At 53.2% G+C, this 25473-nt stretch carries 21 protein-coding genes; 17 read left to right on the top strand and 4 right to left on the bottom strand.

What is annotated here, in order from left to right:
• Positions 1-187: 187 nt before the first annotated feature.
• Positions 188-1450: a TIGR03790 family protein gene (locus F822_RS09920; RefSeq protein ID WP_025040788.1), complete on the bottom strand. Its 1263-nt coding sequence runs from the start codon at positions 1448-1450 to the stop codon at positions 188-190.
• 167 nt (positions 1451-1617) lie between these two features.
• On the opposite strand from F822_RS09920, the gene F822_RS09915 reads away from it, so the two are divergent.
• The 3 genes from F822_RS09915 (at position 1618) to F822_RS09905 (ending at position 7369) form a co-directional block, all read left to right on the top strand.
• Positions 1618-2760, top strand: coding sequence for a rhomboid family intramembrane serine protease (locus F822_RS09915; RefSeq protein ID WP_025040789.1), 1143 nt, complete (start codon positions 1618-1620; stop codon positions 2758-2760).
• A gap of 525 nt (positions 2761-3285) precedes the next feature.
• The gene (locus tag F822_RS09910; RefSeq protein ID WP_025040790.1) at positions 3286-6141 is read left to right on the top strand and encodes a ribonucleoside-diphosphate reductase subunit alpha; all 2856 of its coding nucleotides are present in this window, start codon (positions 3286-3288) and stop codon (positions 6139-6141) included.
• 37 nt (positions 6142-6178) lie between these two features.
• Entirely contained in the window at positions 6179-7369 is a 1191-nt protein-coding gene (locus F822_RS09905) for a ribonucleotide-diphosphate reductase subunit beta (protein ID WP_025040791.1), read from the top strand.
• 110 nt (positions 7370-7479) lie between these two features.
• On the opposite strand, the gene F822_RS15330 is transcribed toward F822_RS09905, so the two are convergent.
• Positions 7480-7971: a hypothetical protein gene (locus tag F822_RS15330; RefSeq protein WP_156304388.1), complete on the bottom strand. Its 492-nt coding sequence runs from the start codon at positions 7969-7971 to the stop codon at positions 7480-7482.
• 380 nt (positions 7972-8351) lie between these two features.
• Between F822_RS15330 and F822_RS09895 the strand changes: the two genes are divergently transcribed.
• The 7 genes from F822_RS09895 (at position 8352) to F822_RS09865 (ending at position 14531) form a co-directional block, all read left to right on the top strand.
• The gene (locus tag F822_RS09895) at positions 8352-8630 is read left to right on the top strand and encodes a hypothetical protein (protein WP_025040793.1); all 279 of its coding nucleotides are present in this window, start codon (positions 8352-8354) and stop codon (positions 8628-8630) included.
• 265 nt (positions 8631-8895) lie between these two features.
• On the top strand, positions 8896-10293 hold the full coding sequence (gene fumC, locus F822_RS09890) for a class II fumarate hydratase (protein WP_025040794.1): 1398 nt from the start codon (positions 8896-8898) through the stop codon (positions 10291-10293).
• 191 nt (positions 10294-10484) lie between these two features.
• Positions 10485-11651, top strand: coding sequence for a patatin-like phospholipase family protein (locus F822_RS09885; protein ID WP_025040795.1), 1167 nt, complete (start codon positions 10485-10487; stop codon positions 11649-11651).
• Between the two features lie 265 nt (positions 11652-11916).
• A complete protein-coding gene (locus F822_RS09880; RefSeq protein WP_025040796.1) occupies positions 11917-12642 on the top strand; it encodes a TerC family protein in 726 nt (241 codons plus the stop codon).
• A gap of 24 nt (positions 12643-12666) precedes the next feature.
• The gene (locus F822_RS09875) at positions 12667-13092 is read left to right on the top strand and encodes a universal stress protein (RefSeq protein ID WP_025040797.1); all 426 of its coding nucleotides are present in this window, start codon (positions 12667-12669) and stop codon (positions 13090-13092) included.
• A gap of 29 nt (positions 13093-13121) precedes the next feature.
• Complete coding sequence (locus F822_RS09870) at positions 13122-13640, top strand: pilin (protein WP_231623477.1); 519 nt, start codon at positions 13122-13124, stop codon at positions 13638-13640.
• Positions 13641-14066: 426 nt separating this feature from the next.
• A complete protein-coding gene (locus F822_RS09865; protein WP_025040799.1) occupies positions 14067-14531 on the top strand; it encodes a hypothetical protein in 465 nt (154 codons plus the stop codon).
• On the opposite strand, the gene F822_RS09860 is transcribed toward F822_RS09865, so the two are convergent.
• On the bottom strand, positions 14519-14983 hold the full coding sequence (locus tag F822_RS09860) for a hypothetical protein (protein WP_025040800.1): 465 nt from the start codon (positions 14981-14983) through the stop codon (positions 14519-14521). The genes F822_RS09865 and F822_RS09860 overlap by 13 nt on opposite strands.
• Positions 14984-15387: 404 nt before the next feature.
• On the opposite strand from F822_RS09860, the gene F822_RS09855 reads away from it, so the two are divergent.
• From F822_RS09855 to F822_RS09825, 7 genes are all read left to right on the top strand, one after another.
• A complete protein-coding gene (locus F822_RS09855) occupies positions 15388-15948 on the top strand; it encodes a YqgE/AlgH family protein (protein ID WP_025040801.1) in 561 nt (186 codons plus the stop codon).
• 65 nt (positions 15949-16013) lie between these two features.
• A complete protein-coding gene (ruvX, locus tag F822_RS09850; RefSeq protein ID WP_025040802.1) occupies positions 16014-16457 on the top strand; it encodes a Holliday junction resolvase RuvX in 444 nt (147 codons plus the stop codon).
• Positions 16444-16953 (top strand): bifunctional pyr operon transcriptional regulator/uracil phosphoribosyltransferase PyrR, encoded by a 510-nt coding sequence (pyrR, locus tag F822_RS09845; protein ID WP_025040803.1) that lies wholly within the window; start codon positions 16444-16446, stop codon positions 16951-16953. Before ruvX ends, pyrR begins: the two co-directional genes overlap by 14 nt.
• A 3-nt stretch (positions 16954-16956) precedes the next feature.
• Positions 16957-17904: an aspartate carbamoyltransferase catalytic subunit gene (locus F822_RS09840; RefSeq protein WP_025040804.1), complete on the top strand. Its 948-nt coding sequence runs from the start codon at positions 16957-16959 to the stop codon at positions 17902-17904.
• A 5-nt stretch (positions 17905-17909) separates the two neighbouring features.
• Positions 17910-19184 (top strand): dihydroorotase, encoded by a 1275-nt coding sequence (locus F822_RS09835; protein WP_025040805.1) that lies wholly within the window; start codon positions 17910-17912, stop codon positions 19182-19184.
• Positions 19185-19258: 74 nt separating this feature from the next.
• Entirely contained in the window at positions 19259-21385 is a 2127-nt protein-coding gene (locus F822_RS09830; RefSeq protein ID WP_025040806.1) for a M3 family metallopeptidase, read from the top strand.
• Between the two features lie 578 nt (positions 21386-21963).
• Positions 21964-22521 carry a cytochrome P460 family protein gene (locus F822_RS09825; RefSeq protein WP_025040807.1) on the top strand — a complete coding sequence of 186 codons (558 nt, stop codon included), beginning with the start codon at positions 21964-21966 and terminating at the stop codon, positions 22519-22521.
• Positions 22522-22658: 137 nt separating this feature from the next.
• Here F822_RS09825 and secA read toward each other — a convergent pair whose 3' ends face one another.
• Positions 22659-25412 carry a preprotein translocase subunit SecA gene (secA, locus tag F822_RS09820; RefSeq protein ID WP_025040808.1) on the bottom strand — a complete coding sequence of 918 codons (2754 nt, stop codon included), beginning with the start codon at positions 25410-25412 and terminating at the stop codon, positions 22659-22661.
• Positions 25413-25473 lie beyond the last annotated feature (61 nt).

The following is a 25473-nucleotide window of genomic DNA, read 5'->3' as shown; positions in this document are numbered from 1 at the left end:
GCTGCCAGTTTGCTTGGCGCAGCGATGGATGAATGGGGAAAACACCGCTAATTCGCTGTGGCGGCGCGCTCCACGCGATTGCGCATATTAAGAATAGCGTAAAATTGGCTATTTACCGGGTAAGCGCTGGATCAATTCGCATAAATCGGCGTATCAGCGTATCAGGCAATGAGCCAGGCCGCACCTTTCACCATTGCAATCTGAGGTAGCCTTCTTTTTCAGCGAAATTGAAGCGTATTATATTAGCGCCGCGATTTATCCGTGGCCGCTGAGCGAGAGCCTTGTACGGACCCACCGCTGAGCTGGATCGCTCCATACGAAGCCGCCGTTGGCGCGGCGAAAAAATGTGCAGTTCGAACTGGCCCGCACGAATTTCTTTCAGTTCCGGAGCGAACGGCTGGGCCAACGGTTCGCCCACGAACACGCCCTCGCCCGGCCATGCCACGCTCTTCCAGTAGGATTCGATGGCGCTTTCGCCAAGCGCGTAGTGAAACATGGCAACGGCGGGAAAAGGGAACTTCTGCATATGGTTGCATGGCTCGACCACGGTCCCGTAACTGGCGGTGGCGCCCGCTTCCAGCCAGCGCAGGCTGCTCATCTGCATTGAATCGGTAAGCTGACCGCCGGCTGAAGTCAAATGATCAGCCAACGCGCCCGGCAGAAAATCCAGTGTATGGAGTTGCGGCACGTTGGCCAGGCCGGTGAAATAAAAAAGAACATCGTGCCGGCCTGAAATTGCTTCGGTTTCCAGGATTTCGATGGGAAAAACACCGGCCAGTTCTTTTGCGGCCAGCTCGAAATAGCTGGCCCGCACGCTGCGTGCCTTGTCGGGCGTTATTACCAGGTAGGCCTGTCCTTTGGGAAAACTGCGATCAGAGGCGACTCCCCGATCGATCAGTGCCTTGACCTGCTCGAAATCGGTGCCGGCCAGCATCATAGCCGGTCGTATATCATGGTCGTTGACAGGATGAAGACTGGGCGAGTTGAAGTATGGGCTGGGTCTGGTAGGGCTACACTTGGATGAACAATAGTGTTCGTCGAAGCCAAAGGCCAGCGCCGAGGTCAGCGACATGCAAGCTACCCGGTAGGGAAGCGTCCACGCGACCGCGTAGGCTTGAATGTGAGGGGGCGTAGCCTGATCAATTTCCGCCTTCAGTTGCTGAAACTCATCCCTTGAGAGGGCGTTCCGGCCGGACGGAAAGTTCAGATGAATCATGTTGGCTGCCGGGATATGGCGCGCCTTCTGGTAATAATCAGCCACTTCAAGGGATTGGGGATCGCTGTCGTTAATGATGACAGCAAGCTCATCCGGCGCCAGCCCCGTGCGCGGCAGCTCGATTCTCGCTTGAGCATGGACAGGCAACGTCCCGAATATCAGAGCAATCAGCAGGACGGGGAGACAGGTCAGAAACTTCCAGCTTGCGAGTCGCGGACGGGCCAGGCGTCCCATCCAATATACATGTAGAGGCGCCCATCTCCAAGCGAAGAACCCCGATCCTGAAGTCGGGGCCGGCAAATTCCGGTTTTGAGAAACGTCCTTATTCCTCAAGCATATAAAATAAGCAGGCTTCATCCTCGTGCATAATAAACGCTCCATGAAAATGCGTCCACTGTCCCATGCTGCCTCTACATGATCTTCTCCACCAGCGGTTGCCCGGTATTCCCATTACCAAACTGCTGGTCGCCGTCAATCTGCTGGTCTTCGCCGCCATGCTCGTGGGCGGAGCGGGGTTGTGGCATTCGTCCAATAGCGTGCAATTGGCCTGGGGCGCAAATTTTGGTCCGGCTACGCAAGACGGCGAATGGTGGCGCCTGGGTACCGCGCTATTCCTCCACTTTGGCGCCGTCCACCTGACGTTGAATCTCTGGGCGCTTTGGGACGCCGGGCAACTCGTTGAACGAATGTATGGGCACACCCGCTTTGCCTGCATCTATTTCGCCAGCGGCCTGACGGGTAACCTGCTGTCACTCGTTGCCCATAGAGGATTAGCCATCTCCGGCGGTGCTTCAGGCGCCATTTTTGGCCTGTTTGGCGCCCTGCTCATATTTCTCTGGCGCGAGCGCCACAATCTGCATCCGAAGGAATTTCGCTGGTTTTTCTGGGGTGCCGCGGGTTTTGCGCTTGCCAGCCTTGTCCTCGGCCTTTTGATTCCCGGCATCGACAATGCAGCGCATATCGGCGGTTTTTTTTCCGGAATACTCGGCGGAATAATACTTGCACAGCCTGCCGGTAGAACAGAACGTCGATTCCGCCACATCCGCCCGCTTGCCGGAGCTGCTTTTGCACTTGCAATTGTCATCCTCGTCAGCCAAGTCCCCGTGCGCACTTATCGCTGGAGCGAAGAGGTGCTGGCGCGCAAGGAGATCGGAGAATTTTTGCGGGACGACGCAGCGATCACGCAGTCCTGGCAGAGCATACTTGATAAGGCCAGGCAAGACGGCATCTCATTCGACGAACTGGCAGGACGTATCGACACGTCGGTTGCCGATCGCTATGAAGAAAGCTTTGAGCTGCTCTCCGAGCTTCCGCCCAACCCTGCCCTGCCCTCCGCCGCTACCGTGGAAATACTGCGCCATTATGCCGAGCGCCGCAGGGATGCGTCACGTGCCTTGGCGGAGGGATTGCGCGCCCACAAGCCCGAGCAGATCCGCGACGCCCTGGAAATGGAAAAACAATCGCGGCAGCTCGCTCAACCTGAAAAAGATGCGCTTTCCAGGTCAAGGCGCGCAGAGCAAGATAAAGACAAAAATACGAACTGAAATGAGCGGGATAACCACTATTGAATTAATTGACCGAATAATTCGGAATTATTTGACCAATCAATTCCAACTGAAATGAGTGGGGTAACCACTATCGAATTGATGCATACGTAGTACCCGGATCAATGTTTCATATGCCTCCATACGGTTTTAGCAGGGTGGGGCGGAACGTAGCGCAACCCATCATTTGGTTATTCTCATACCAAAGTGAAGGTGATAACGTCATGGTCCTGGTCTATGATAATGAAACATGTAAACAGCAAGCGATAAGCGTTACCGCACCCGGGCACGAGGCAGTGCCGTGCGCTGCCGGCAACCCGGACTTCAGTCCGCCGGTATGCTTTAATCCCATGAAAAGCTTTTGACATACCTCAAAAAATATTGCACTGTGTGCACTAGTTCTAGTAAAATGTATTCAATCTTGATACTAGATGTAGTGGTTTACGGATTTATCGATATCCACAGCCACCCGCTTCAGCCATGGGGAAGAAGCCGCTTTCCCAGTATAGATGAGGAGAACCCGACATGCAGCTTGCAACAGATCACATGAACCGTCCGGCAGTAGCGGGGCACGAACTTTCTTCAACCCTTCCCACCCAGGACACCCGATATTCCCAATACAAAATCATTCGTCGCAATGGTTCTGTGGCCGCGTTCGAGCCGGCCAAGATTTCCATTGCCATGACAAAAGCATTCATCGCCGTCAATGGCGGCCAAGGTGCGGCTTCCGCCAGGGTACGCGAACTGGTGGCACGGCTGACCGATGACGTGGTCAATGCATTGATACGCCGCCAGCCTTCAGGCGGAACTTTTCATATCGAGGACATTCAGGACCAGGTGGAGCTCGCATTGATGCGCTCTGGAGAGCATGATGTGGCGCGCGCTTACGTACTCTACCGCGAGGATCGCGCACGCAAGCGGGCGAGACAGAAAGAAATGGGCGTGGTGGAAGCACCGGCCAGCGTTCTGAATGTAATCGAGAACGGTATCAGGATCCCCCTGGATACGGCACGCCTGCTGACGCTGATCGAATCTTCCTGCTCAGGCCTGGGCGAAGGGGTGAACCCGGCGCTGATACTGAAAGCCACATTGAAGGACTTGTACGATGGCGTCCCTCTGGAAGAAGTAAGAAAATCGCTGGTTCTGTCGGCACGCGCGTTAATTGAAAAAGAACCGGCCTACAGCTATGTCACTGCACGATTGTTGTTGCATTCCCTCCGTTTCGAAGTGCTGGGCGAAGAAGTCCTGCAACAGGAAATGTCCGATCGCTATGCAGCGTATTTTCCTGAATTTATCAAACGCGGCATCGATGCGGAATTGCTGGATGAGCGTCTGGCGCAGTTTGACCTGCCGCGTTTGGCCAAAGCGCTGGATGCCAGCCGCGACCTCAAATTTGGCTATCTCGGTTTGCAAACTTTGTATGATCGTTATTTCCTGCATATACAGGACAGTCGCATCGAGCTGCCGCAGGCATTTTTCATGCGCGTGGCAATGGGGCTTGCGCTGAACGAAATTGACCGGGAGGGACGCGCGTTGGAGTTCTACCACGTACTCTCGAACTTCGACTTCATGAGCTCCACTCCAACCCTGTTTAATTCGGGAACCCGCCGTTCGCAATTGTCTTCGTGCTACCTCACCACGGTGCCGGATAATCTCGACGGTATTTATGAGGCAATCAAGGAGAACGCCCTGCTCGCCAAGTATGCCGGGGGACTGGGCAATGATTGGACGCCGGTACGGGCGATGGGCTCGCACATCAAGGGTACGAACGGCAAGTCGCAAGGCGTGGTGCCTTTCCTCAAGGTAGTGTCCGACACTGCGGTAGCGGTAAATCAGGGCGGCAAGCGCAAAGGTGCAGTTTGCGCCTACCTGGAATCATGGCACCTGGATGTCGAGGAGTTTCTGGATTTACGCAAGAATACCGGCGATGACCGCCGCCGCACTCATGACATGAATACCGCCAACTGGGTTCCGGACCTGTTCATGAAGCGCGTCATGGAGGGCGGAGAGTGGACACTTTTTTCACCCTCGGACGCGCCCGACCTGCATGAAAAATTCGGCAAGCCGTTCGAGCAGGCTTATCTTGCCTACGAGGAGAAGGCCGCGCGCGGCGAACTCAGCCTGCACAAGAAGATTCCCGCGCAGCAGTTATGGCGCAAAATGCTCAGCATGTTATTTGAAACCGGACACCCATGGATCACTTTCAAGGATGCCTGCAATATTCGCTCGCCGCAAAGCCACATTGGTGTCGTGCATAGCTCAAATCTCTGCACCGAGATAACCCTCAATACCAATGATCACGAAATCGCCGTGTGCAATCTGGGGTCGGTCAATCTGGCGGCACATATTGCCGACGGCGAACTCGATGCCGTCAAGCTCAAGCGCACTATCAGCACCGCCATGCGCATGCTGGACAATGTGATCGATATCAATTTCTACGCCGTCGCCAAGGCGCGGAATGCGAACCTCAAGCATCGTCCGGTGGGACTGGGCATCATGGGCTTCCAGGATTGCCTGCATATGCTGCGCATCCCCTATGCATCGAATGAGGCGGTGGAATTTGCCGATCACACAATGGAAGCGGTTGCTTACCACACCTATTGGGCCTCCACCGAATTGGCCGAAGAGCGCGGACGTTATGCTTCCTATCGCGGCAGCCTGTGGGATCGCGGGATTCTGCCTCAGGATACGCTCGATCTTTTGCGCGAAGAGCGCGGCGGTTACATCGAGGTAGACAGGTCGGCCACGCTTGAATGGGATGCGCTGCGCGAACGTATAAGAGAGCATGGCATGCGCAATTCCAATTGCCTTGCAATTGCCCCAACCGCAACCATTTCCAATATTATCGGTGTATCCGCCAGCATCGAGCCGGCCTTCAAGAACCTTTACGTCAAGTCCAATTTATCGGGCGAGTTCACCATGGCGAATGAATTTCTGGTGAACGACCTGAAAAAACTGGGCCTCTGGGACGAAGTCATGATTTCGGACCTGAAGTATTTTGATGGCGCCCTGGGCCAGATAGACCGGGTGCCGGCCGATATTCGCAGGCTATATACCACTGCCTTCGAGTTCGATCCACAGTGGTTGATCGAGGCGGCTGCGCGGCGGCAGAAGTGGATCGATCAGGCACAATCGCTCAATATCTATATGGCGGGGGTGTCCGGAAAAAAACTGGATGAGACTTATAAGCTGGCCTGGCTGCGCGGCTTGAAAACCACCTATTATTTGCGCTCGCTCGGCGCGACTTCAGCGGAAAAATCCACGGGCAGAGCAGGCTCCCTGAACGCGGTGCCCATAGAAGGAAACCTGCCGATGGGTGCGACGGCAACTGACGTGAGTTATTGTGGCATCGATGATCCCGGGTGCGAGTCATGCCAATAATAATTCGCAAGGAATCGGAAAATAAAAGGAGAAGGATATGCTGACATTTGAGGACGATACGGTGCAATCGGGAATGCCACGAATAAATGGTGCGTCGAGCGACGCAAGAGTGCTGGCTGCATCCAGGCTGAGCCCGCAAGGCGCCGGTTCGAATGGACCTGAAGCGCAGGATGGCGAAAATAATGATAGCCCCGTTGCCGATAATATAAATCGGCGCCTGTCGGTTGAAGACAAGCGCATCATCAATTGCAAGGCAGACGTCAATCAACTGGTGCCGTTCAAGTACAAGTGGGCATGGGAAAAGTATCTTTCCGCCTGCGCTAACCATTGGATGCCGCAGGAAATCAACATGAGTGCAGACATCGCCTTATGGAAAGACCCCAATGGGCTGACCGAGGATGAACGCCGCCTGATCAAGCGGAACCTGGGCTTTTTTGTTACCGCTGATTCGCTGGCCGCCAACAATATCGTACTCGGCACCTATCGCCACATCACCAACCCGGAATGCCGGCAGTATCTGTTGCGCCAGGCGTTTGAAGAAGCGATCCATACGCATGCTTATCAATACATTGTCGAATCGTTAGGTCTGGACGAGGGGGAAATTTTCAACGCTTATCATGAGGTGGCGTCAATTCGGGAAAAAGACGAGTTCCTGATTCCATTCATCGACACGCTCACTGATCCGGCGTTCGAGACCGGCACACCTGAAGCCGATCAGAAGCTGTTGAGGAGCCTGATCGTATTCGCCTGCATCATGGAAGGACTGTTCTTTTACGTGGGTTTCGTACAAATTCTGGCGCTCGGCAGGCAGAACAAAATGACCGGGGCGGCGGAACAATATCAATATATTCTGCGCGACGAATCCATGCACTGCAATTTCGGCATAGATGTCGTTAACCAGGTCAAAATGGAAAATCCGCATTTATGGACCAAGGCGTTCCGTGATGAAATCAGCGCGCTGATGCAAAAAGCGGTGGAACTGGAGTACCGTTATGCGGAGGATACGTTGCCGCGTGGTGTCCTCGGATTGAATGCGCCAATGTTCAAGGAATACTTGCGCTATATCGCCAATCGCCGCTGTCAGCAGATCGGTCTGGATATCCTCTATCCGGGCGCCAGCAATCCTTTTCCCTGGATGTCGGAAATGATCGACCTGAAAAAGGAAAAAAACTTTTTTGAAACCCGCGTTACGGAGTACCAGACCGGGGGAGCGCTAAGCTGGGATTGAATAGAGAAACCGAATCAATATGCTTGATCTTTATACTGGCCGGTAACGTTGTGGAATCTGCATATGGCGATAAATGTAGTAGTGTGACATGCTGTAAGCCCTGAGTAATCTTACCTGGAGGTTGAAATGGCGACTACCAAGAAATCCGCGACAAAGAAACCGGCCGTGGCGGAATCCGCAACCGTGAAAAAGCCCGCAACCAGCAAAAAAACATCAATCAAGAAAGTAGCAGCGGAGGAGTCAGCCGAGAAAGCCGAGAGCAAGACCGCTGCTTCAATCAAGAAACCTGTAGCAAAAGCGACCGCTTCCACAACGGCCTCGGCTGAGCAAGAAAAAACGGCAGCCCCAAAGTCGGTAAAAAAAGCGTCCAAGAAAGCAGTCGAGGAACCCGCGGAGAAAAAGACCGGGAAAAAAGCCAAGAAAAAAACTGAAAAAAAGGCCGAAAAGAAATCTTCCGCCTCAACCGGCAAGTCGGCAGCAAAGAAAGATACGGCGGAAAAGACAATCTCTCCAGGCAAAAAAGCCAGCGCGAAGAAATCCGAAGGGAAGGCGGCTTCGGCTAAAACCGGAATTGAGAAAAAGACGAAGAAAGCAACCGGCAAAAAAAAAACGACTAAAATCAGCTAAAATCAGCAGCTCGGTTCCGAACTGGCCATTCCCCCTTTCAGGATCGGAATCCTGAGTCTGGGGTTGGCATTGCGGATTAGCCTGCCACGGAGAAGTGATAAGCCGGTCCGACAGTCATAGATATAAACGCTGCCTTCTCTTTTTAATAGTTCACACATTGAAACACCGAAAATCGGTTGCTCTTTCTGTCGATCGAAAGTAGCTTCCGACTTCCTATTCCCATACGTGCCACCGCGCAACCGACCCGTCAATAATCATTATCTTTTCTCTGCACTGATTATTTACGCTGGTAAAATTTTGCGGACGAGGTTAACATTAAAGCCAGTTCAACCTGTAAATCCTAGTGGAGGTAGTCATGGATTATAAAATTCCACCAGCGTCACGCGATTACGACACCAAGCGTATTGTCGAACGTCCCGATGGTTTTTATTGGCATGATGAGCAGGAGAGCGGCAGGATTTTTGGTCCCTTTCCAACGCTGCTCGAAGCTACGCAGGATATGGAATATAATGCGGAATCCGATTATGAGCCTGGGGAAACCCTGGAGCAGGCGGAAGAAGAGATTGGGATATCCGACTGGATCGATCCTGAAACCGGCCAACCTGGTGAAGCCTCATTTCGTCTTGAAAATTGACCTGCGCGGTTTTGATTTTGCAGATTGATCGCTGGCCCGGCATGAGTTGGCCGAAAATCCGGAAACAAACCCATCGATTCGACCAACCTGGGCGCTCGTGATGGTAAACCCTGGGAAGAGGCCTGAAAACCAATCTCGACCGTCTGTCGTGCGATTTCCCGGCACTGCGCTTTATCCTCTGGTACCGAATCGGTCGCTAAATTCGGCTTCCGTTCTGACCAGGTGCTCAGAACTGCCTCACCTGTTTATCTAGCCGAAGGTCTGCATGAGTTACCGCGAAGAACGCGACAGCATGGGCGTGATGCAAGTGCCTGCCAGCGCGCTGTGGGGCGCGCAAACGCAGCGTTCGCTGCAGAACTTCAGAATCTCCTTCGAACGCATCCCTTTCGCACTGCTTCACGCACTCGCGCTGGTAAAACGTGCAGCAGCCTGCGTCAATCGCGATTTAGGTCTGCTGGATGCAGATGTCGCTGCTGCCATTACACAGGCTGCCGATGAGGTGGTTTCAGGTCGCCATGATGCGGAATTTCCCCTTGTGGTATGGCAGACAGGCTCCGGTACCCAGACCAACATGAACATGAATGAGGTACTGGCGAACCGCGCTTCCGAGTTGCTTGGGGGCGGGCGCGGGGCCGAATGCAAGATCCATCCCAACGACGACGTGAACAAGGGGCAATCGTCCAACGACGTGTTTCCTTCAGCGATGCATGTGGCGGCGGTACGCTCGATCGATCAACGATTGATACCCGCCATCGTTGCGCTGAGGCAGACTTTGGCCGCCAAGGCAGAGGAATTTTCCGGTATCGTCAAAATCGGCCGCACTCATCTGCAGGATGCGACGCCCCTGACATTGGGGCAGGAGTTCTCGGGTTATGTTTCGCAGTTGGATCACGGACTGGCGCATGTAAACGCATCGCTTCCCCATTTACATGAACTGGCCTTGGGTGGGACCGCGGTGGGAACGGGCCTGAACACCCATCCTGAATTTGCCGATCGCATAGCAGCGGAATTGGCAAGACTGACGAATCTGCCGTTCGTCACCGCGACCAATAAGTTTGAGGCGCTCGCCGCTAATGATGCGCTGATTCATGCCCATGGCGCGCTGAAGACACTGGCCGCATCATTGATGAAGATCGCTAATGATATCCGTTGGCTCGCTTCCGGCCCCCGCTGTGGTATCGGGGAATTAAAAATCCCAGAAAATGAGCCGGGCAGTTCCATTATGCCGGGAAAGGTCAATCCTACTCAATCGGAAGCGATGCTCATGCTTTGTTGCCAGGTGATGGGTAACGACGTAGCGATTAATTTTGGTGGGTCCATGGGGAATTTTGAGCTGAACGTCATGAAGCCGCTTATCATCCATAACTTTCTGCAAAGCATTCGCCTGCTTGCGGATGGCATGGTGAGTTTCAACGACCATTGCGCGACAGGGATGACAGCCAATATCGAACGTATCGATGAGTTGGTGCATAATTCGCTGATGCTTGTGACAGCGCTCACGCCCTATATCGGCTATGATGTCGCAGCGGAAATCGCCAAGAAAGCGCATCGAGAAGACACGCCGCTGAGAGAAGCGGCGATTGCCTCGGGTTACGTTACAGCCGAGCAATTTGATGGCTGGGTAAGGCCGGAGAATATGATAGGGACAGGTAGGCGGAATTAAAATTACTCCTCCCGAATTTTCCAGAGCGGGCACGGGTCAGGGCATCGTCGGCGTGGATCTACCATCCATATATCGTGAATTGTCCGGAATTCCGGAAGCCATGTGCTGCTGCAGGCTGTTGAATATCAGAAAAATTTTTGCTCGCGGCGATCTTGCATGAGGCGTCATAAACAGGAGCAGGCTGCGGGTGAATGAGTTCAATACAGCCACCGTCGGCGCCGCCTAAGGTCGGCCTTGTGCTGACTGGCGGCGGCGCGCGCGCCGCCTACCAGGTGGGCGTATTGCGTGCCATCGCTGAAATGTTGCCGAAGAGGACGCGCAATCCCTTTCCTGTGATTTGCGGTACCTCCGCCGGGGCATTCAATGCCGCAAGTCTGGCGGTTTCAGCCCGAAATTTTCACGACGGAGTGCGCGATCTGTCGACGGTGTGGGAAAATGCGCATGTCAGCCAGGCTTATCGTTCCGATCCCGTCGGCGTATATGGAAACGCGGCGCGCTGGTTGGCTTCGCTACTGATTGGCCGCTTTAGAAAGCGTAGCGTAGTTTCCCTGCTGGACAATTCGCCACTGGCTCAACTACTGGAACACAGCTTGCCGCTTCATGGCATTCAGAGAAGCATCGAAGCAGGCGCTTTGCATGCGCTGGGCATCACCGCCTGGGGCTATACTTCGGGCCAGTCGGTTACGTTCTATGAGGGCGTTGACGGCATAGCACCCTGGAAACGGGAACGCCGCATCGGCATATCGGCGCGTATCGGGGTTGAGCACCTGATGGCGTCCTCCGCCATTCCTATTCTTTTTCCGGCAATGAGGCTCAATCGCGAATATTTCGGCGATGGGTCCATGCGCCAGCTCGCGCCCATCAGCCCCGCGCTGCATCTGGGTGCGGAACGGGTGCTCGTAATAGGCGTACGCACGACTGCAGAAGCTCAACCTGAGCGCGCCAGAGTCGACAGCTACCCTACGTTGGCGCAGGTAGGAGGCCATATTATGGGCAGCCTTTTTCTCGACAGTCTTTACGTCGACCTGGAGCGCCTGCAGCACATCAACAATATTATCGGGATGATCCCGGATGAGAATTTGAAAAATAACGGCTTGCCGCTACGCCAGATCAAATCGATGGTAATTTCTCCCAGCGTGGAAATCAATAAAATCGCCGAACAGCACGCGCACGCCCTACCGCGTACCGTACGGCTTTTTTTTCGCAACATCGGCGCGATGCGACGAGACGGCTCGGCGCTGCTGAGCTATGTTCTGTTTGAAGAACCCTTCTGCCGGGCATTGATTGAACTGGGATACCAGGACACCACGCCGCGCAAATCGGAAATTCTTCAATTCATTCACGCAGAGGGCGAGTGAGCGAGACGCTGGTATAATTGCGAGAACGGCCCATTCAAGGAGGACTATATATCTTCTTGCCTAACCCGGATGTTTCATAAATTGACGCGTGCCCTTGCTGGTCTTTTGTTTCGTATGAAAATTTCGTTCAGTCGGGCGTATGAATAACTACGCCACTCTTTCACAAAATCTCCCTACAAAACAATATCCTGCGCAATCATCACGCAAATTTATGAAACATCCGGGCTAAGTTTTACGTAGCCACCTAATTTTCAGAGATTTACTTATGGACTTCGCCAGTCCGCAATTCTGGGTCGCGGTATTCCAAATCATCGCCATCGATATCGTCCTGGGCGGTGATAACGCAGTTGTTATCGCGCTTGCATGCCGAAGGTTGCCGGAGAAGCAGCGAAATCTCGGGATTTTCTGGGGAGTACTCGGCGCGATCGGACTGCGGGTGTTGCTGGTTTTCTTCGCCCTTAATTTGCTGGCAGTTCCATTTCTGAAGATTTTAGCTGCGCTGTTGCTATTATGGATCGGCACCAAGCTGCTTCAGCCCGAGCCACATGGTAATGGGCATAAAGTTGATGCCAGCACAACGCTATTGGGCGCGATCAGGACTATCATTATCGCCGACGCGGTGATGAGCCTCGATAACGTCATTGCGATTGCAGGCGCAGCCAAGGATAGTATCGAGCTGGTCGTTTTCGGGCTGGTGGTGAGCGTGCCCATCATCGTTCTGGGTAGCAAGCTGGTGATGAAGCTGATGGACCGCTTTCCTGTCACCATCGCCATTGGTGCCGGCTTGCTGGGGTGGATCGCGGGAGATATGGGCGTTACCGACGCGGTCAGCAAGGAATGGGTCAATACGAACGCGGCTTATCTGCACTGGCTTGCCCCTGCCTGTGGCGCACTGCTGGTTGTGGTAACCGGCAAGTGGCTTGCTGCGCGGGCGCAGGCAAAAAGTGCGGCCGGTGTGGATCTGGTGGATGATGTGAACAAACCGTTATAGCTGCCGTTTTGGTGGAGAGAACATATGCTGAAATTCTTGTTGCCGGTAGACGGCTCGGACGCTTCCGATAGAGCGATTGCGGAATTCATCACCCTTATCGATTGGTACAAGGAAAAACCGGAAGTCCATTTGCTGAACGTGCAATTCCCTCAGCGCGGGAATGTACCTCTGTTTATAGACAAAGAGAGTATTGAACTGTATCAGCAGGAAGAAGGAATGAAAGAGCTTCGGGCAGCACGTGAATTGCTGGATCAGGCGGGCATCGGCTACCAGCTTCATATCACGGTAGGAACTCCGCCGGACATGATCCTGCGTTATGCAAAAGAATTAAACTGCAATCAAATAATCATCGGGCCGCGAGGGCTGGGGGCGGTCAAGGGGATCTTGCTGGGTTCGGTAGCCAGCAAGATTATTCAGCTATCAACAATACCAGTGCTGCTTATTAAATGACAACTGGAGTGAAAAGTACTGGATATGGCATGAGTTCTAACCAAAGGAGCTTTATCAGGATGGCGCTGGACAAGAAGGGCTTGACCTTGATTGAATTGATGATGGTGTTCGCGATTATCGGTATTTTAGTAACCGTTGCGATTCCGCCTGCATATCTGCTTTATCAGGATTCCCAGGCTCGGACTCAAGTTGACGAAGCGGTTGATCTTCTGGATAGTGTAAAAACGCCTGTCTCCGCGTTTCATTCAGAAAATGGCAGATGGCCCACAAAAGCGGAGTTTGATACCCTTGTGAAAACACAGGCTGGAAAGTATGTCGCAAGCCTGACACCTGCGACCCTGGCTTCCGGCTTTCAGGTAACGGCAACATTCAAGAATAATGGGGTAAGTCCGGAGCTCTTGAAGGACGGCACTGGCAGAACGCTGGTTTTGGCGACAACCGATGGCGTAAAGTGGATTTGCAACGACAACGCTCACCCCGCTGCCGGCGTGCCTGGTCTTACCGCAGGAAACGTACTACCTCAACATCGTCCCCCATCTTGCAAATAGTGCCGCGGTAAATGTTAACCTTGCGCATGACCGATATTCGATAACCAGGTATGGTGTATTGGTGGCTGTAAAATTATTTTGTATTCTTATGCAAATGCTAACCCGTACGATAGTGGATGAGAGGCATCCCCGCTCGGCAACAGAGCCACCCGTAAAGGGCGGATGTCGATTATTCGAAATAGCTGAATTCATGACGGGTAATTGACCACGACGTCCCAAAGCTTATAATCTTCAGGTAATACCCTCCAAACAGGATTGAAATCCTGTTGCGGTTCAGTTTATTGAATTTATCATCAGCGCCCGGCGCAGAGTGATAGGCAGGGGTAATATCAAGGCAGCCTTGAATTGGAAATAGGAAACAAATGGGCAAGCCGTTATGCCCGCTCGAATATTTTTGTAGCAGGACAAGACAACTGGAAAGAATATATGAATGAAGGTAACGACACTATCGCACCGTATGACCAGATAGCGGCATATTTCAATCAAGTACCCATGTGGCCCCTGGTTCTGCTTGCCGCCGCGACCGTTGTTGCGGGGATTTATGAATTATATTACCGCAAACGCCGGAACGAGGCCGCCGAGGAATTTCGTTCAGCTATTCTGCATACGCTTTCCGGCCTGTATCCCGAGCCTGTCAACTGGCCTAGAAGCATAGACACCTATCTTTGCGCCAGATTGCCGGTAATGCAGGAAATTATCGATGACTTCAAGCCCAATATTCGCCAGGAGGACATACCGGCCTATAACAGGGATTGGGATAACTACTACCAGTTTTGCCGGACGGAGGTAACGGACGAGAAATGTACCGCGGCGGAGAGGGACGGTCAGGCACCAGACCCAAAAAAAACTTTTCACACGCTTGTTTCCAAACTCTTGCGTTATGGGAAGTGAGTTCTCGACAAGACTTTGTACGTGCCAGCCAGAGAAATTCCAAACACGACGTGCGTCACCACTGTGATCCAGTCGCGCGCCTCTGAAAACCAGGGAAAAATGGCTGTTACGCCATACATGTTTACTGTATATATCAGCAACCCGTAGATGAAACCCGCTAGCAGGGAAAACACCGTTCCGACACGAGAAAGCAAGCGGGCCAGAATCAGGCTGTACACAATGGAAATCACAAAGTGAATAACGGTCGCGATTATCACCACTTTCCAGTCGAACGTGGCCGGTGGCGGTAGAACGCCTTGCCCCAAGAGGATAGCCGCAGTAAAGCGTGCATCTCTATAAAAGATGTGCGGCAACGCGTCCGTGAACATCAGCCACAGGAAAATCTGGACTCCCGTGGCAACCACGCCCGCGACAATGCCGGAACTGACCGCTGCTTTCCAGTTCAATGGCATATGTCGTAAAAAAACTCCGGCTTTTTACCCCTCATATCACTCAAAACTCCCATTACTCATATCATGTGAGAAACCGGAATCTCCGGGCTTGCGCTCCCTAATTGAACGACGACAACTGTCGGGGAAGTAGCTGGCACTACTGACGGGACGGGTTCGCCGAGCCGGAGCAGCTTTGATTTCTTCAAAACGTACTACTGAAAACGGATTCGTTTTACAATGATAGCAAAGCCGTTTTGCAGGCACAGGCGCGAAATGCTGGCGGGCAATAAATTATATTGTTACCCGAATACTCGTGAAAAATGACCCTGGCTGCAACTAAACGGGAAAGCCGGCAGTCCATGGATCAGGTGCCGGCAAATTCAGACTCTAGAGATATCTCATAGCGGGATGCAATCAGCCTATCCATGCAAAGCGTCAACTTGACCCATCATTTTTTGATCGCCATGCCCGCCTTGGCAGACCCCTTCTTTTCCAAGACGCTAACGTATATCTGCGAACATAGTGATCAGGGTGCCTTGGGTCTGGTGGTTAACCGGCCCATCGACCTTACTCTCAAGGACCTGCTGGATCAATTGGATATTTCTTCCGATGACCAGGCAATAAAAGCGTTGCCAATCATGTTTGGCGGACCGATACAGCTGGATCGCGGCTTCGTACTGCATCAGCCTGTCGGTGACTGGCAATCCACTATGGTAGTACATGATAAGGTCGGGCTGACTACTTCGCTCGATATCTTGCGAGCGATAGCAAGCGGAGAAAGCCCAAAAGAATTACTCGTTGCATTGGGTTATTCGGGATGGGCTCCGGGCCAGATAGAGCATGAATTATCGCAGAATACCTGGCTCACCGTGCCCGCGTCACCCAATATCATTTTCGAATTACCGGCTGAGGATCGTTTGACGGCAGCAATGCGTCTGCTTGGTGTCGATCTGTCAAGCCTGTCGGATGAAGTGGGACATTCTTAATAACCGCATTCTATTCATCGGCAACCCCCATGGTTGCATGCGGGCTTGTCCAGTGACTCCCGGTCATGAATATTGAAACCCACCTTGCCGGGACGGTTTTGGCTTTCGATTTTGGCGAAAGGCGCATCGGCGTAGCGGTGGGGAATCTGGAGCTGGCTTTAGCGCATCCGCTTGCCACAGTGAGCAACAAGAGTGCAGCGGAATGCTTCGAAAGCATCGCTCAGCTGATTGATGAGTGGCATCCAGCGCTGCTGGCAGTGGGTTTGCCTACTCATGCAGATGGTACGGAACATGAATTGACCCGGCGGAGCCGGCGCTTTGCGCGGCGTCTTGAAGGTCGTTTCGGCATCAAGACAGTACTGGTGGATGAGCGTTATACTTCAATTGAAGCCGGCGCAGCACTGCAGGAAGCCGGTATTAATAAAAAGAAGCAAAAACCGCTATTGGATCAGGTAGCGGCTCAACTGATATTGCAAACTTATTTTGATGGACGAAATGCAACTACCTGATGCAGAACAATTGCTGGCCGAGCTAACCGGAAGGATACGGCCTGATGTCGAAACGAGCACCGCGCTCGTCGGAATCCACACGGGGGGGGTATGGCTGTCGCAGCGGCTGCACCGGGATTTGAAGCTTTCGCTTCCCTTGGGTGCGCTGGATGTTTCGTTCTATCGGGACGACTTTGGTCAGATTGGCCTGCATCCTCAGGTCAAACCCTCGGACATCCCATTCGAGGTGGAAGGCAGCCACATAATTTTAATAGATGACGTACTTTATACCGGGCGCACCATACGTGCCGCCATCAATGAATTATTCGATTATGGCAGACCGGCAAGCGTCCGCCTCGCTGCATTGGTAGACCGGGGCGGTAGAGAACTCCCCATCGCCGCCCAATATATTGGAGCAACGCTCGACTTGCCCCCGGATAAAATGCTCGCGCTCGAAAAAACCGACAATGGAACATTGAGCCTGAGCCTGTATGACAAACGCCGGGATAACGAATAATCCGTGAATAATCCGCAGCTGAACAAGAACGGCGAATTGCAACACCTGCTTACCACCGAGGGATTGTCCGCCGCTATTCTGTTGAATATCCTCGATACCGCCGAGTCTTTTGTCGGGGTTACGGAGCGCGATGTCAAGAAAGTGCCCTTGCTACGCGGTAAATCCATATTCAATTTATTCTTCGAACCCAGTACACGCACTCGCACCACCTTTGAAATCGCGGCAAAACGCTTGTCTGCCGACGTGGTCAATCTCAACATTGCCGTTTCCTCACAATCCAAAGGTGAAACGCTGCTGGATACGGTGAATAATCTTTCAGCGATGCATGCCGACATGTTCGTGGTGCGGCACTCGCAAAGCGGAGCCGCGCACCTGATCGCCCGCCATGTCCGGCCCGAGATTCATGTCATCAATGCCGGGGATGGCCGTCATGCGCATCCTACACAGGGGTTGCTCGACGTATTCACCATTCGCCATTACAAACCCGACTTTCGTAATCTTCGAGTGGCGATAGTCGGCGATATTTTGCACTCGCGCGTGGCGCGCTCCCAGATTCATGCACTTACGACGCTCGGTGTGCCGGAAGTGCGGGTCATTGCACCAAAAACCCTGCTCCCTTCCAAGGTCGAACGTCTCGGCGTACATGTCTATCACGAGATGGCGCATGGGCTAAAAGATGTGGATGTGCTGATGATGCTGCGTCTGCAAAGCGAACGCATGTTAAGCGCGCGTCTCCCCAGCACCGAGGAATACTTCAAGTATTATGGACTCACGCAGGAGAGGCTGGCGCTGGCCAAGCGCGACGCTATTGTTTTACACCCCGGCCCGATGAATCGGGGCGTTGAAATCGATTCCGCGGTTGCCGACGGCAAGCAATCGGTAATTCTACCGCAAGTGACATTCGGCATTGCGGTACGGATGGCGGTAATGTCGATTTTGGCAGGCAATTGAAAGAAATGAAAAAGATTATCAGGAGCGGCCGTTTCATAGACCCGAAGAGCGGGACCGATGCCATAATGGATGTATTCATTGCGGCAGGCAAAATCGTCGGCCTGGGCGAAAGCCCGCCTGGGTTTCACGCCAATCGGGAAATAGACGCAACGAATATGATAGTGTGCCCGGGCCTGGTGGATTTATCGGCGCGGTTGCGCGAACCGGGTTTCGAATATAAAGCCACCCTCGAATCCGAAATGGCTGCAGCGATAGCCGGCGGTATCACCAGCCTGGCATGCCCTCCCGATACGGATCCCGTGCTGGATGAACCGGGACTGGTGGAAATGCTGAAGCACCGTGCCAGGAGTCTCAATCAAGCCCATGTTTATCCAGTCGGCGCCCTTACTCAGGGTTTGAAAGGTGAACGGCTGACCGAAATGGCTGAATTACGTGATGCCGGGTGCGTCGCTTTTGGCCAGTCGAATATGCCGCTTCCGAACATACGCGTAATGATGCAGGCAATGCAATATGCTTCCACCTTCGGCTTCGTGGTTTGGCTCCGCCCTCAGGATATGAATCTTGCCGACGGTGGCGTGGCCCATGACGGTGAAGTGGCGACGCGATTGGGTTTGCCTCCGGTTCCGGTTTGCGCGGAAACCGTAGCGTTGGCGAATATTATCCTGATGACGAGGGAAACGGGCGCCAGGGTTCATCTATGCCGTATCTCCAGCGCGGAAGGCGTCACCATGATTCGTGCGGCCCGGCAGCAAGGCCTGCCCATTACCTGCGATGTATCGGCCAACCATATCCATCTTTCCGAAATGGATATCGGTTTCTTCAATTCCAATTGCCATCTCATTCCACCGCTACGAGCGTTGGGAGATCGTGACGCGCTACAGGCCGGCCTTCTCGACGGCACGATAGATGCGATATGTTCGGATCATGCGCCGGTGGATGAAGATCACAAATTGTTACCTTTCGCCGAGGCCGAGGCTGGCGCCACAGGCATGGAACTGCTGTTGCCGCTGGCCTTGAAATGGGGGGCTGAAAAAAGAGTTCCGCTGGCCAGGGTATTGGCGAAAATCACCGCTGAACCTGCTCGTATACTGGGTGTGGAAGCCGGTTGCCTGTCTCTTGGCGCTACCGCCGATTTGTGCATTTTCGACCCTGAACAATACTGGAAAGTGGAAGCAGCCGCACTGAAAAGCCAGGGCAAGAATACCCCGTTTCTCGGTATGGAACTGCTAGGCAGAGTAAAATACACCCTGATCAACGGTAACATCGTACACGAAGGTTGAGGTTCTGAAGTTGCGCCACAACCATGCGCTGTCATTTTCGTACCCCTGCAACTGAACTGACTACTCTCGACAATATGATGAATCCTCTGCTTGATTTTTCCGGACTGCCGCGCTTTGCGGATATTCGAATCGAACACATCACGCCGGCACTGAAACAATTACTGGCCGACGGCCGCAACACTATCGACCGGATACGTGATGATGACGCCATGCCGACCTGGCAGAATTTCGTGCAACCGATAACAGACGCCAATGAACGCCTGTCTCGAGCGTGGGGGCAGGTGTCACACTTGAATGCGGTGGCGAATACCCCGGCGTTACGTGAGACATACAACGCCAACCTGCCATTGATCACGCAATACTACGCCGAGTTGGCGCAAGACCCCGCCCTCTTCGAAAAATTCAAACAACTCCGCAACAGCCAGGAGTTCGAAGGCCTGAATCAAGCCCGAAAGAAGATAATCGAAAATGACTTGCGGGATTTCCGCCTGGGCGGAGCAGAGCTACCGCCCGAGAAGAAAAAGCGATTTCTCCAAATTCAGGAAGAGCTGTCGGCGCTGGGTTCCAGATTCAACGATAACCTGCTGGATTCCACCAATAATTTTGTATTGCATATACAGAACGCGGATGAGCTTTCCGGCATTCCCGACGATGCAGTGCAGGCAGCGCGGGAAATCGCGGAAAAGGATAATGCCCCCGGTTGGAAATTTACGCTGCACGCCCCATCATACATGCCCATCATGCAGTATGCCGACCACCGGGCACTGCGCGAAACGATGTATCGCGCATACTCCACGCGTGCCAGCGAGATCAGGTCACCGGCCCCGCAGACCGGAAACGCTGTCGATCTGGATAACACGCCACTTATCGCGAAAATGCTTGAACTGCGCAAGGAAGAAGCGCAACTGCTGGGATTTGATTGCTATGCCGAAGTCTCGCTTGCGACCAAAATGGCCTCGACCCCAAAACAGGTGCTGGATTTTTTGGGTGAGCTCGCCGCCAAGGCAAAGCCTTATGCGGAACGTGATCTCAAAGAATTACGTCAATTTGCCGCCGAAAAGATGGGATTGGAAAATGTCGAATCATGGGATCTGGCTTATGTAAGCGAAAAGCTGCGCCTCGACCGCTATGCATTCTCGGAGCAGGAAGTGAAGCAGTACTTTCCCGAAACCAGCGTGCTGCCGGGCATGTTCAGGGTGGTGGAGAATCTTTATGGCATTACCATTGCCCGGGCGGAGGCTGCCGACATTCAGCTCTGGCACACCGATGTAAAGCTTTTCAATATCACGGGCATACAGGGGAATCTGATCGGCCGGTTTTATCTTGACCTCTACGCGCGCCCCGGCAAGCGAGGCGGCGGATGGATGGATGACGCCATAAGCCGCCGCCGTATCGGCGGTAGTGGAATACAGGGGGAAGAGAGCATTCAGGTACCGGTTGCATACCTTAACTGTAACTTCTCCGCACCTGTTCATCTTGACGGCCAAGCGCGTCCCGCCTTGTTCACCCATGACGATGTAATCACGCTATTTCATGAATTCGGTCATGGCCTGCACCATTTGCTTACCCAGGTGGAAGACCTGGGCGTGTCGGGTATCCATGGGGTGGAATGGGACGCAGTGGAACTACCCAGCCAGTTCATGGAAAATTTCTGCTGGGAATGGGAAGTCCTGCGTGACATGACCAGGCACGTTGACTCATTGCCCTACAGCGGCGGCAATCAATCTATTCCGCGCGATTTATTCGAAAAGATGCTGGCGGCGAAGAATTTCCAGAGTGGCTTGCAAATGCTCCGCCAGATAGAATTCGCACTATTCGATATGCACCTTCATGCCGATTTCAGCCCCGGTGAAGGAAAAACGGCACAGCAACTACTCGACGAGATCCGTGAACAGGTTGCGGTAATCATTCCTCCTGAATTCAATCGTTTTCCCAACAGCTTCTCACATATTTTTGGCGGAGGCTACGCTGCCGGCTACTACAGCTACAAGTGGGCGGAAGTATTGTCTGCCGACGCCTATAGTCTGTTTGAAGAAAGTCCTGCCGGGGTTGTCGTCAATCCCGAAGCCGGCGCCCGCTTCTGGAATGAAATTCTCGCGGTGGGTGGAAGCCGCGCTGCGCTGGAATCATTTATCGCATTCCGGGGTCGCGAACCAAAAATAGATGCCCTGTTGCGCCACCACGGAATGGCGCCTGCGTGAAAAATATGCCGGAAAGGCTCGGTCGCGCGTAAGCATTCGGTAATCTTTCAGCTTCCAGGAAATTGGGTGCGGCAGGACAAACTTGAAGGAATTGGCCGAGGGACCGAGCATTTCCGGATATCGTTATCCGCTGAATGGCTCCTGTCATTTCGAGCGTCCCGCCAGTTTTGCGATTCATTTCGATCAGCCGATTATTCTTGCAACAACGCCTCTCCAACGCTAGTATAGAACTCGGGCAGGTTACTCATACTCTTCTGTCCGTTGATAAGCCTTTCTTTAATAGGGAATTGTAATCCCGGATGGAGAGCATGCATAAATATCGATTTTGCAGCCCTTCAGCTAGCGGCCTGTCAAACTTGAAGAATCTCAGCAAAAAAGTGACTGAGGGCAATTTTGAGGATTCTGAGGGTCAATAGTATTCTATTGGCCGAAAAAGCGGCGAAATATGAACCGACCAGCCGCTTTTTCAGCAGATTTCCTTTTAACCCGACAAGCTACTATATCAACCGGACCGGCGGACAGCCCGTAAAAACAGCTTATGCGAATTCTTGGCGTCGCTCGACAATAGGAGAAAAAAGATGAAACATGTTACATGGGGGGCCGTTACAGCTATGGTGCTGGCTACGGTGTTTGTAGGTTGTGCACAGGTGCCGTCATCGCCTCAGGTTCAAAAATACTCGGATAGCGAGTTGCCCGTACCCGCGGACTATAAGAGCTGGCCAAAGTTTTTATCTGATGTGCAGCGAGCCGACGTCAAGCAAGTCCGCGAAATCTATATCAACCCCACCGGACATAGCACCAAAATGGGTGATGAATTTCCTAACGGAACCATTTCTGTGATGGAGATTTACAAGGTCAGGGAAGCTGCTGACGGTACCCCTCTAAAGGGCGCCGATGGTAAATTTGTCAAGGGTGAGTTGTCGAAAATCGGCGTAATGGGCAAGGGCGCGGGCTGGGGTGAAAGCGTGACGCCACCGGAACTCAGAAACGGAGATTGGGTATACTCCATGTACATGGCTGATGCGACAACGAAAGCACCTGACAACACGGCAACCTGCCGCGCATGCCATCTGCCGCTGACAGATAAGGACTACATTTTCCGCTACGACGAATATTTTCAGAAACGCGTAAAATAACAAGCGCTGACTTTCTGGAATAACCCCCTGCTCGCAAATAACAGCCGGGGGTCTGGATGTGTCATGGCCTCTATGCTACTCGCCCAGGCGCCACGTGCCTGAGGTTGATTTGAGGCTATATCCGTATTGAATGCCTATTAGCTGAGCTTGCCGTGGCATTGTTTATACTTTTTCCCTGATCCGCAAGGGCATGGATCATTGCGCCCGATCTTCTCCCCTTGGCGCACAAACGGTTGATGCTTCTCCGGGTGATCTTCAGCGTCGCGGTTTGATTCGCCGCCTTCGAAGGATTCCTCTTCACCCAGCGCTTCTTCGAAAGCCGCATGGTGATACTGCACGTTTATGGGCGAGCGTTGTGTTTCCGCCACGGCTTCCACCTGCTGCTCGCTTCTTATCTGCACGGTCATCAGCGTTTTGGTAACTTCCGCCTTGATGCCCTCCAGCATGGAAGTGAACAGTTCGAAAGCCTCTCGCTTATACTCCTGTTTGGGGTTTTTCTGGGCATATCCTCGAAGATGGATACCCTGACGCAGATGATCCAGCGCCGAGAGATGCTCCCGCCAGTGGATATCGAGACTTTGCAGCATGACGGCACGCTCGTACTGATGCATGATATTCGCGCCAACCTGATCGACCTTTCCTGAATAATATTCTTGCGCTGCTGCGCTGATCCGCTGATGCATGTTCTCGTCATGCAGGTCGGGTTCCTTCTCCAGCCACTCCTGTAATGGCAATGCCAATTGATACTCGGCGGCCAATGCCTTCTCCAGCCCCGGAATGTCCCATTCCTCCTCTACACTTTGCGCTGGGATATAAAGAGCGACAAGACCGCGCAACACGTCGTCGCGCATTGCGGTAATCGTTTCTGAAATGTCTTGCGACTCCAGAAGCTCACTCCGTTGCTCATAGATTACCTTGCGCTGATCGTTGGCGACATCGTCGTATTCCAGCAACTGCTTCCGTATATCGAAATTACGGGCTTCCACCTTGCGCTGGGCGTTTTCAATCGCGCGAGTGACCCAAGGATGCTCAATGGCCTCGCCCTCCGGCATGTTGAGCCGCTGCATGATGCTTGCTACGCGATCAGATGCAAAGATACGCAGCAGTGGATCTTCCAGCGAAAGATAAAAACGGCTGGAACCCGCATCGCCCTGGCGGCCCGAACGACCGCGCAACTGATTGTCCACCCGGCGAGATTCATGTCGCTCGGTGCCGATAATATGTAATCCACCTTTTTTCAGCACCTCATCGTGAAGGAGTTGCCATTGCTGCTGCAACTCCCCGATTCGCTGGAGTTTTTCCGGTTCGCTCATGTTCTCGTCGGCACGAACACGCTCGAGTTCAGGCTCCGGATTGCCGCCCAGTACAATATCGGTTCCGCGACCCGCCATATTCGTGGCGATCGTGATCATTTCGGGACGTCCGGCCTGGATGACGATCTCCGCTTCTCTCGCATGCTGCTTCGCATTCAATACCTGGTGCGGCAACTTCTCGCGAGTCAATAACCCGGACAGCTCCTCATTATTCTCAATAGAGGTCGTTCCGACGAGAACGGGCTGTCCCCTCTGATGACAGTCCCTGATATCCTCGATGATGGCGCGGTTCTTTTCTCCCAAGGTGCGGAATACCTGATCCATCCGGTCATTACGGATCATTGGACGATGGGTTGGAATGATGACGGTTTCGAGCCCGTAAATTTGCTGAAACTCGAAAGCCTCGGTGTCGGCCGTGCCCGTCATGCCGGCCAGTCTCTGATACATGCGGAAATAGTTCTGGAAAGTGATCGAGGCGAGTGTCTGGTTCTCCTTCTGGATCTGAACACCTTCCTTTGCTTCCACCGCCTGATGCAATCCCTCCGACCAACGCCTGCCAGACATGAGCCGCCCGGTGAACTCATCGACGATGACCACCTCGCCATTCTGTATCACGTAGTGCTGGTCAAGATGGAATAACGCGTGTGCACGCAGCCCAGCATACAAATGATGGACGAGATTGATATTGGCCGGATCGTAGAGGCTGGTTCCCGGAGGCAGCAACCCAGCCCCGGCAAGCAGGTTTTCCGCATGCTCGAAACCTTCCTCGCTCAACAGCACCTGCTGGGCTTTTTCGTCTACGCTGAAGTCACCAGGACTTTTCTCGGTTTCCTGGCGAACCAGTTTCGGGATCAACGCGTTCATGCGCACATATACTTCGGTGTTGCCTTCGGCCTGGCCGGAGATAATCAACGGCGTGCGCGCCTCATCAATCAGAATGGAATCGACTTCGTCAACGATGGCGTAATTCAGTACGCGCTGCACCCGCTCGGTAGGGTGGTTCACCATGTTATCGCGCAGGTAATCGAAACCGAATTCGTTATTGGTGCCGTAGGTTATGTCGGCTGCGTAGGCGGCCTGCTTTTCACCGTGATCCATCTGTGAAAGGATTACGCCCACGCTGATACCGAGGAATTGATAAAGATGGCCCATCCACTCCGCATCCCGTTTGGCAAGATAATCATTCACGGTAACGAGATGAACGCCCTTGCCAGCCAGTGCATTGAGATAAGCAGGCAAGGTCGCCATCAGCGTTTTACCTTCGCCTGTTCGCATCTCGGCAATCTTGCCGCTGTGCAGGACCATGCCTCCGATCAATTGAACGTCGAAATGGCGCATCCCGAGTACCCTTTTGCCGGTTTCGCGTACCACGGCGAATACCTCGGGCAGTAAAGCGTCAAGGGTTGCCCCGTCAGCAATGCGCTGCCTGAATTCCTCGGTCTTTGCACGCAGTTCGGCGTCGGTAAGCGCCGCAATCCTGGCTTCCAGCGCATTGATCGTCGTCACAGTCTGGAAATACTGCTTGATCAGCCTATCGTTACGGCTCCCGAAAACTTTCTTGAGCAGATTGTTCAGCATGAAATCCCAAAAATTCTGTTAAGCGATGTACAAAAAATAAGGGGTGAGGTTTTTGGCCTCA

The sequence above is a fragment of the Nitrosospira briensis C-128 genome (assembly GCF_000619905.2).
GTDB lineage: Bacteria > Pseudomonadota > Gammaproteobacteria > Burkholderiales > Nitrosomonadaceae > Nitrosospira > Nitrosospira briensis.
The sequence above is the reverse complement of the archived record's forward strand: the minus strand, read 5'-3'. Positions and strand labels throughout refer to the sequence as shown.

Coding starts and splice junctions, on each gene's coding strand:
- F822_RS09920 (WP_025040788.1), bottom strand. CDS start 1,450: ATGGGACGCCTGGCCCGTCCGCGACTCGCAAGCTGGAAGTTTCTGACC.
- F822_RS09915 (WP_025040789.1), top strand. CDS start 1,618: ATGCTGCCTCTACATGATCTTCTCCACCAGCGGTTGCCCGGTATTCCC.
- F822_RS09910 (WP_025040790.1), top strand. CDS start 3,286: ATGCAGCTTGCAACAGATCACATGAACCGTCCGGCAGTAGCGGGGCAC.
- F822_RS09905 (WP_025040791.1), top strand. CDS start 6,179: ATGCTGACATTTGAGGACGATACGGTGCAATCGGGAATGCCACGAATA.
- F822_RS09895 (WP_025040793.1), top strand. CDS start 8,352: ATGGATTATAAAATTCCACCAGCGTCACGCGATTACGACACCAAGCGT.
- fumC (WP_025040794.1), top strand. CDS start 8,896: ATGAGTTACCGCGAAGAACGCGACAGCATGGGCGTGATGCAAGTGCCT.
- F822_RS09885 (WP_025040795.1), top strand. CDS start 10,485: ATGAGTTCAATACAGCCACCGTCGGCGCCGCCTAAGGTCGGCCTTGTG.
- F822_RS09880 (WP_025040796.1), top strand. CDS start 11,917: ATGGACTTCGCCAGTCCGCAATTCTGGGTCGCGGTATTCCAAATCATC.
- F822_RS09875 (WP_025040797.1), top strand. CDS start 12,667: ATGCTGAAATTCTTGTTGCCGGTAGACGGCTCGGACGCTTCCGATAGA.
- F822_RS09870 (WP_231623477.1), top strand. CDS start 13,122: ATGAGTTCTAACCAAAGGAGCTTTATCAGGATGGCGCTGGACAAGAAG.
- F822_RS09865 (WP_025040799.1), top strand. CDS start 14,067: ATGAATGAAGGTAACGACACTATCGCACCGTATGACCAGATAGCGGCA.
- F822_RS09860 (WP_025040800.1), bottom strand. CDS start 14,983: ATGCCATTGAACTGGAAAGCAGCGGTCAGTTCCGGCATTGTCGCGGGC.
- F822_RS09855 (WP_025040801.1), top strand. CDS start 15,388: ATGCAAAGCGTCAACTTGACCCATCATTTTTTGATCGCCATGCCCGCC.
- ruvX (WP_025040802.1), top strand. CDS start 16,014: ATGAATATTGAAACCCACCTTGCCGGGACGGTTTTGGCTTTCGATTTT.
- pyrR (WP_025040803.1), top strand. CDS start 16,444: ATGCAACTACCTGATGCAGAACAATTGCTGGCCGAGCTAACCGGAAGG.
- F822_RS09835 (WP_025040805.1), top strand. CDS start 17,910: ATGAAAAAGATTATCAGGAGCGGCCGTTTCATAGACCCGAAGAGCGGG.
- F822_RS09830 (WP_025040806.1), top strand. CDS start 19,259: ATGATGAATCCTCTGCTTGATTTTTCCGGACTGCCGCGCTTTGCGGAT.
- F822_RS09825 (WP_025040807.1), top strand. CDS start 21,964: ATGAAACATGTTACATGGGGGGCCGTTACAGCTATGGTGCTGGCTACG.
- secA (WP_025040808.1), bottom strand. CDS start 25,412: ATGCTGAACAATCTGCTCAAGAAAGTTTTCGGGAGCCGTAACGATAGG.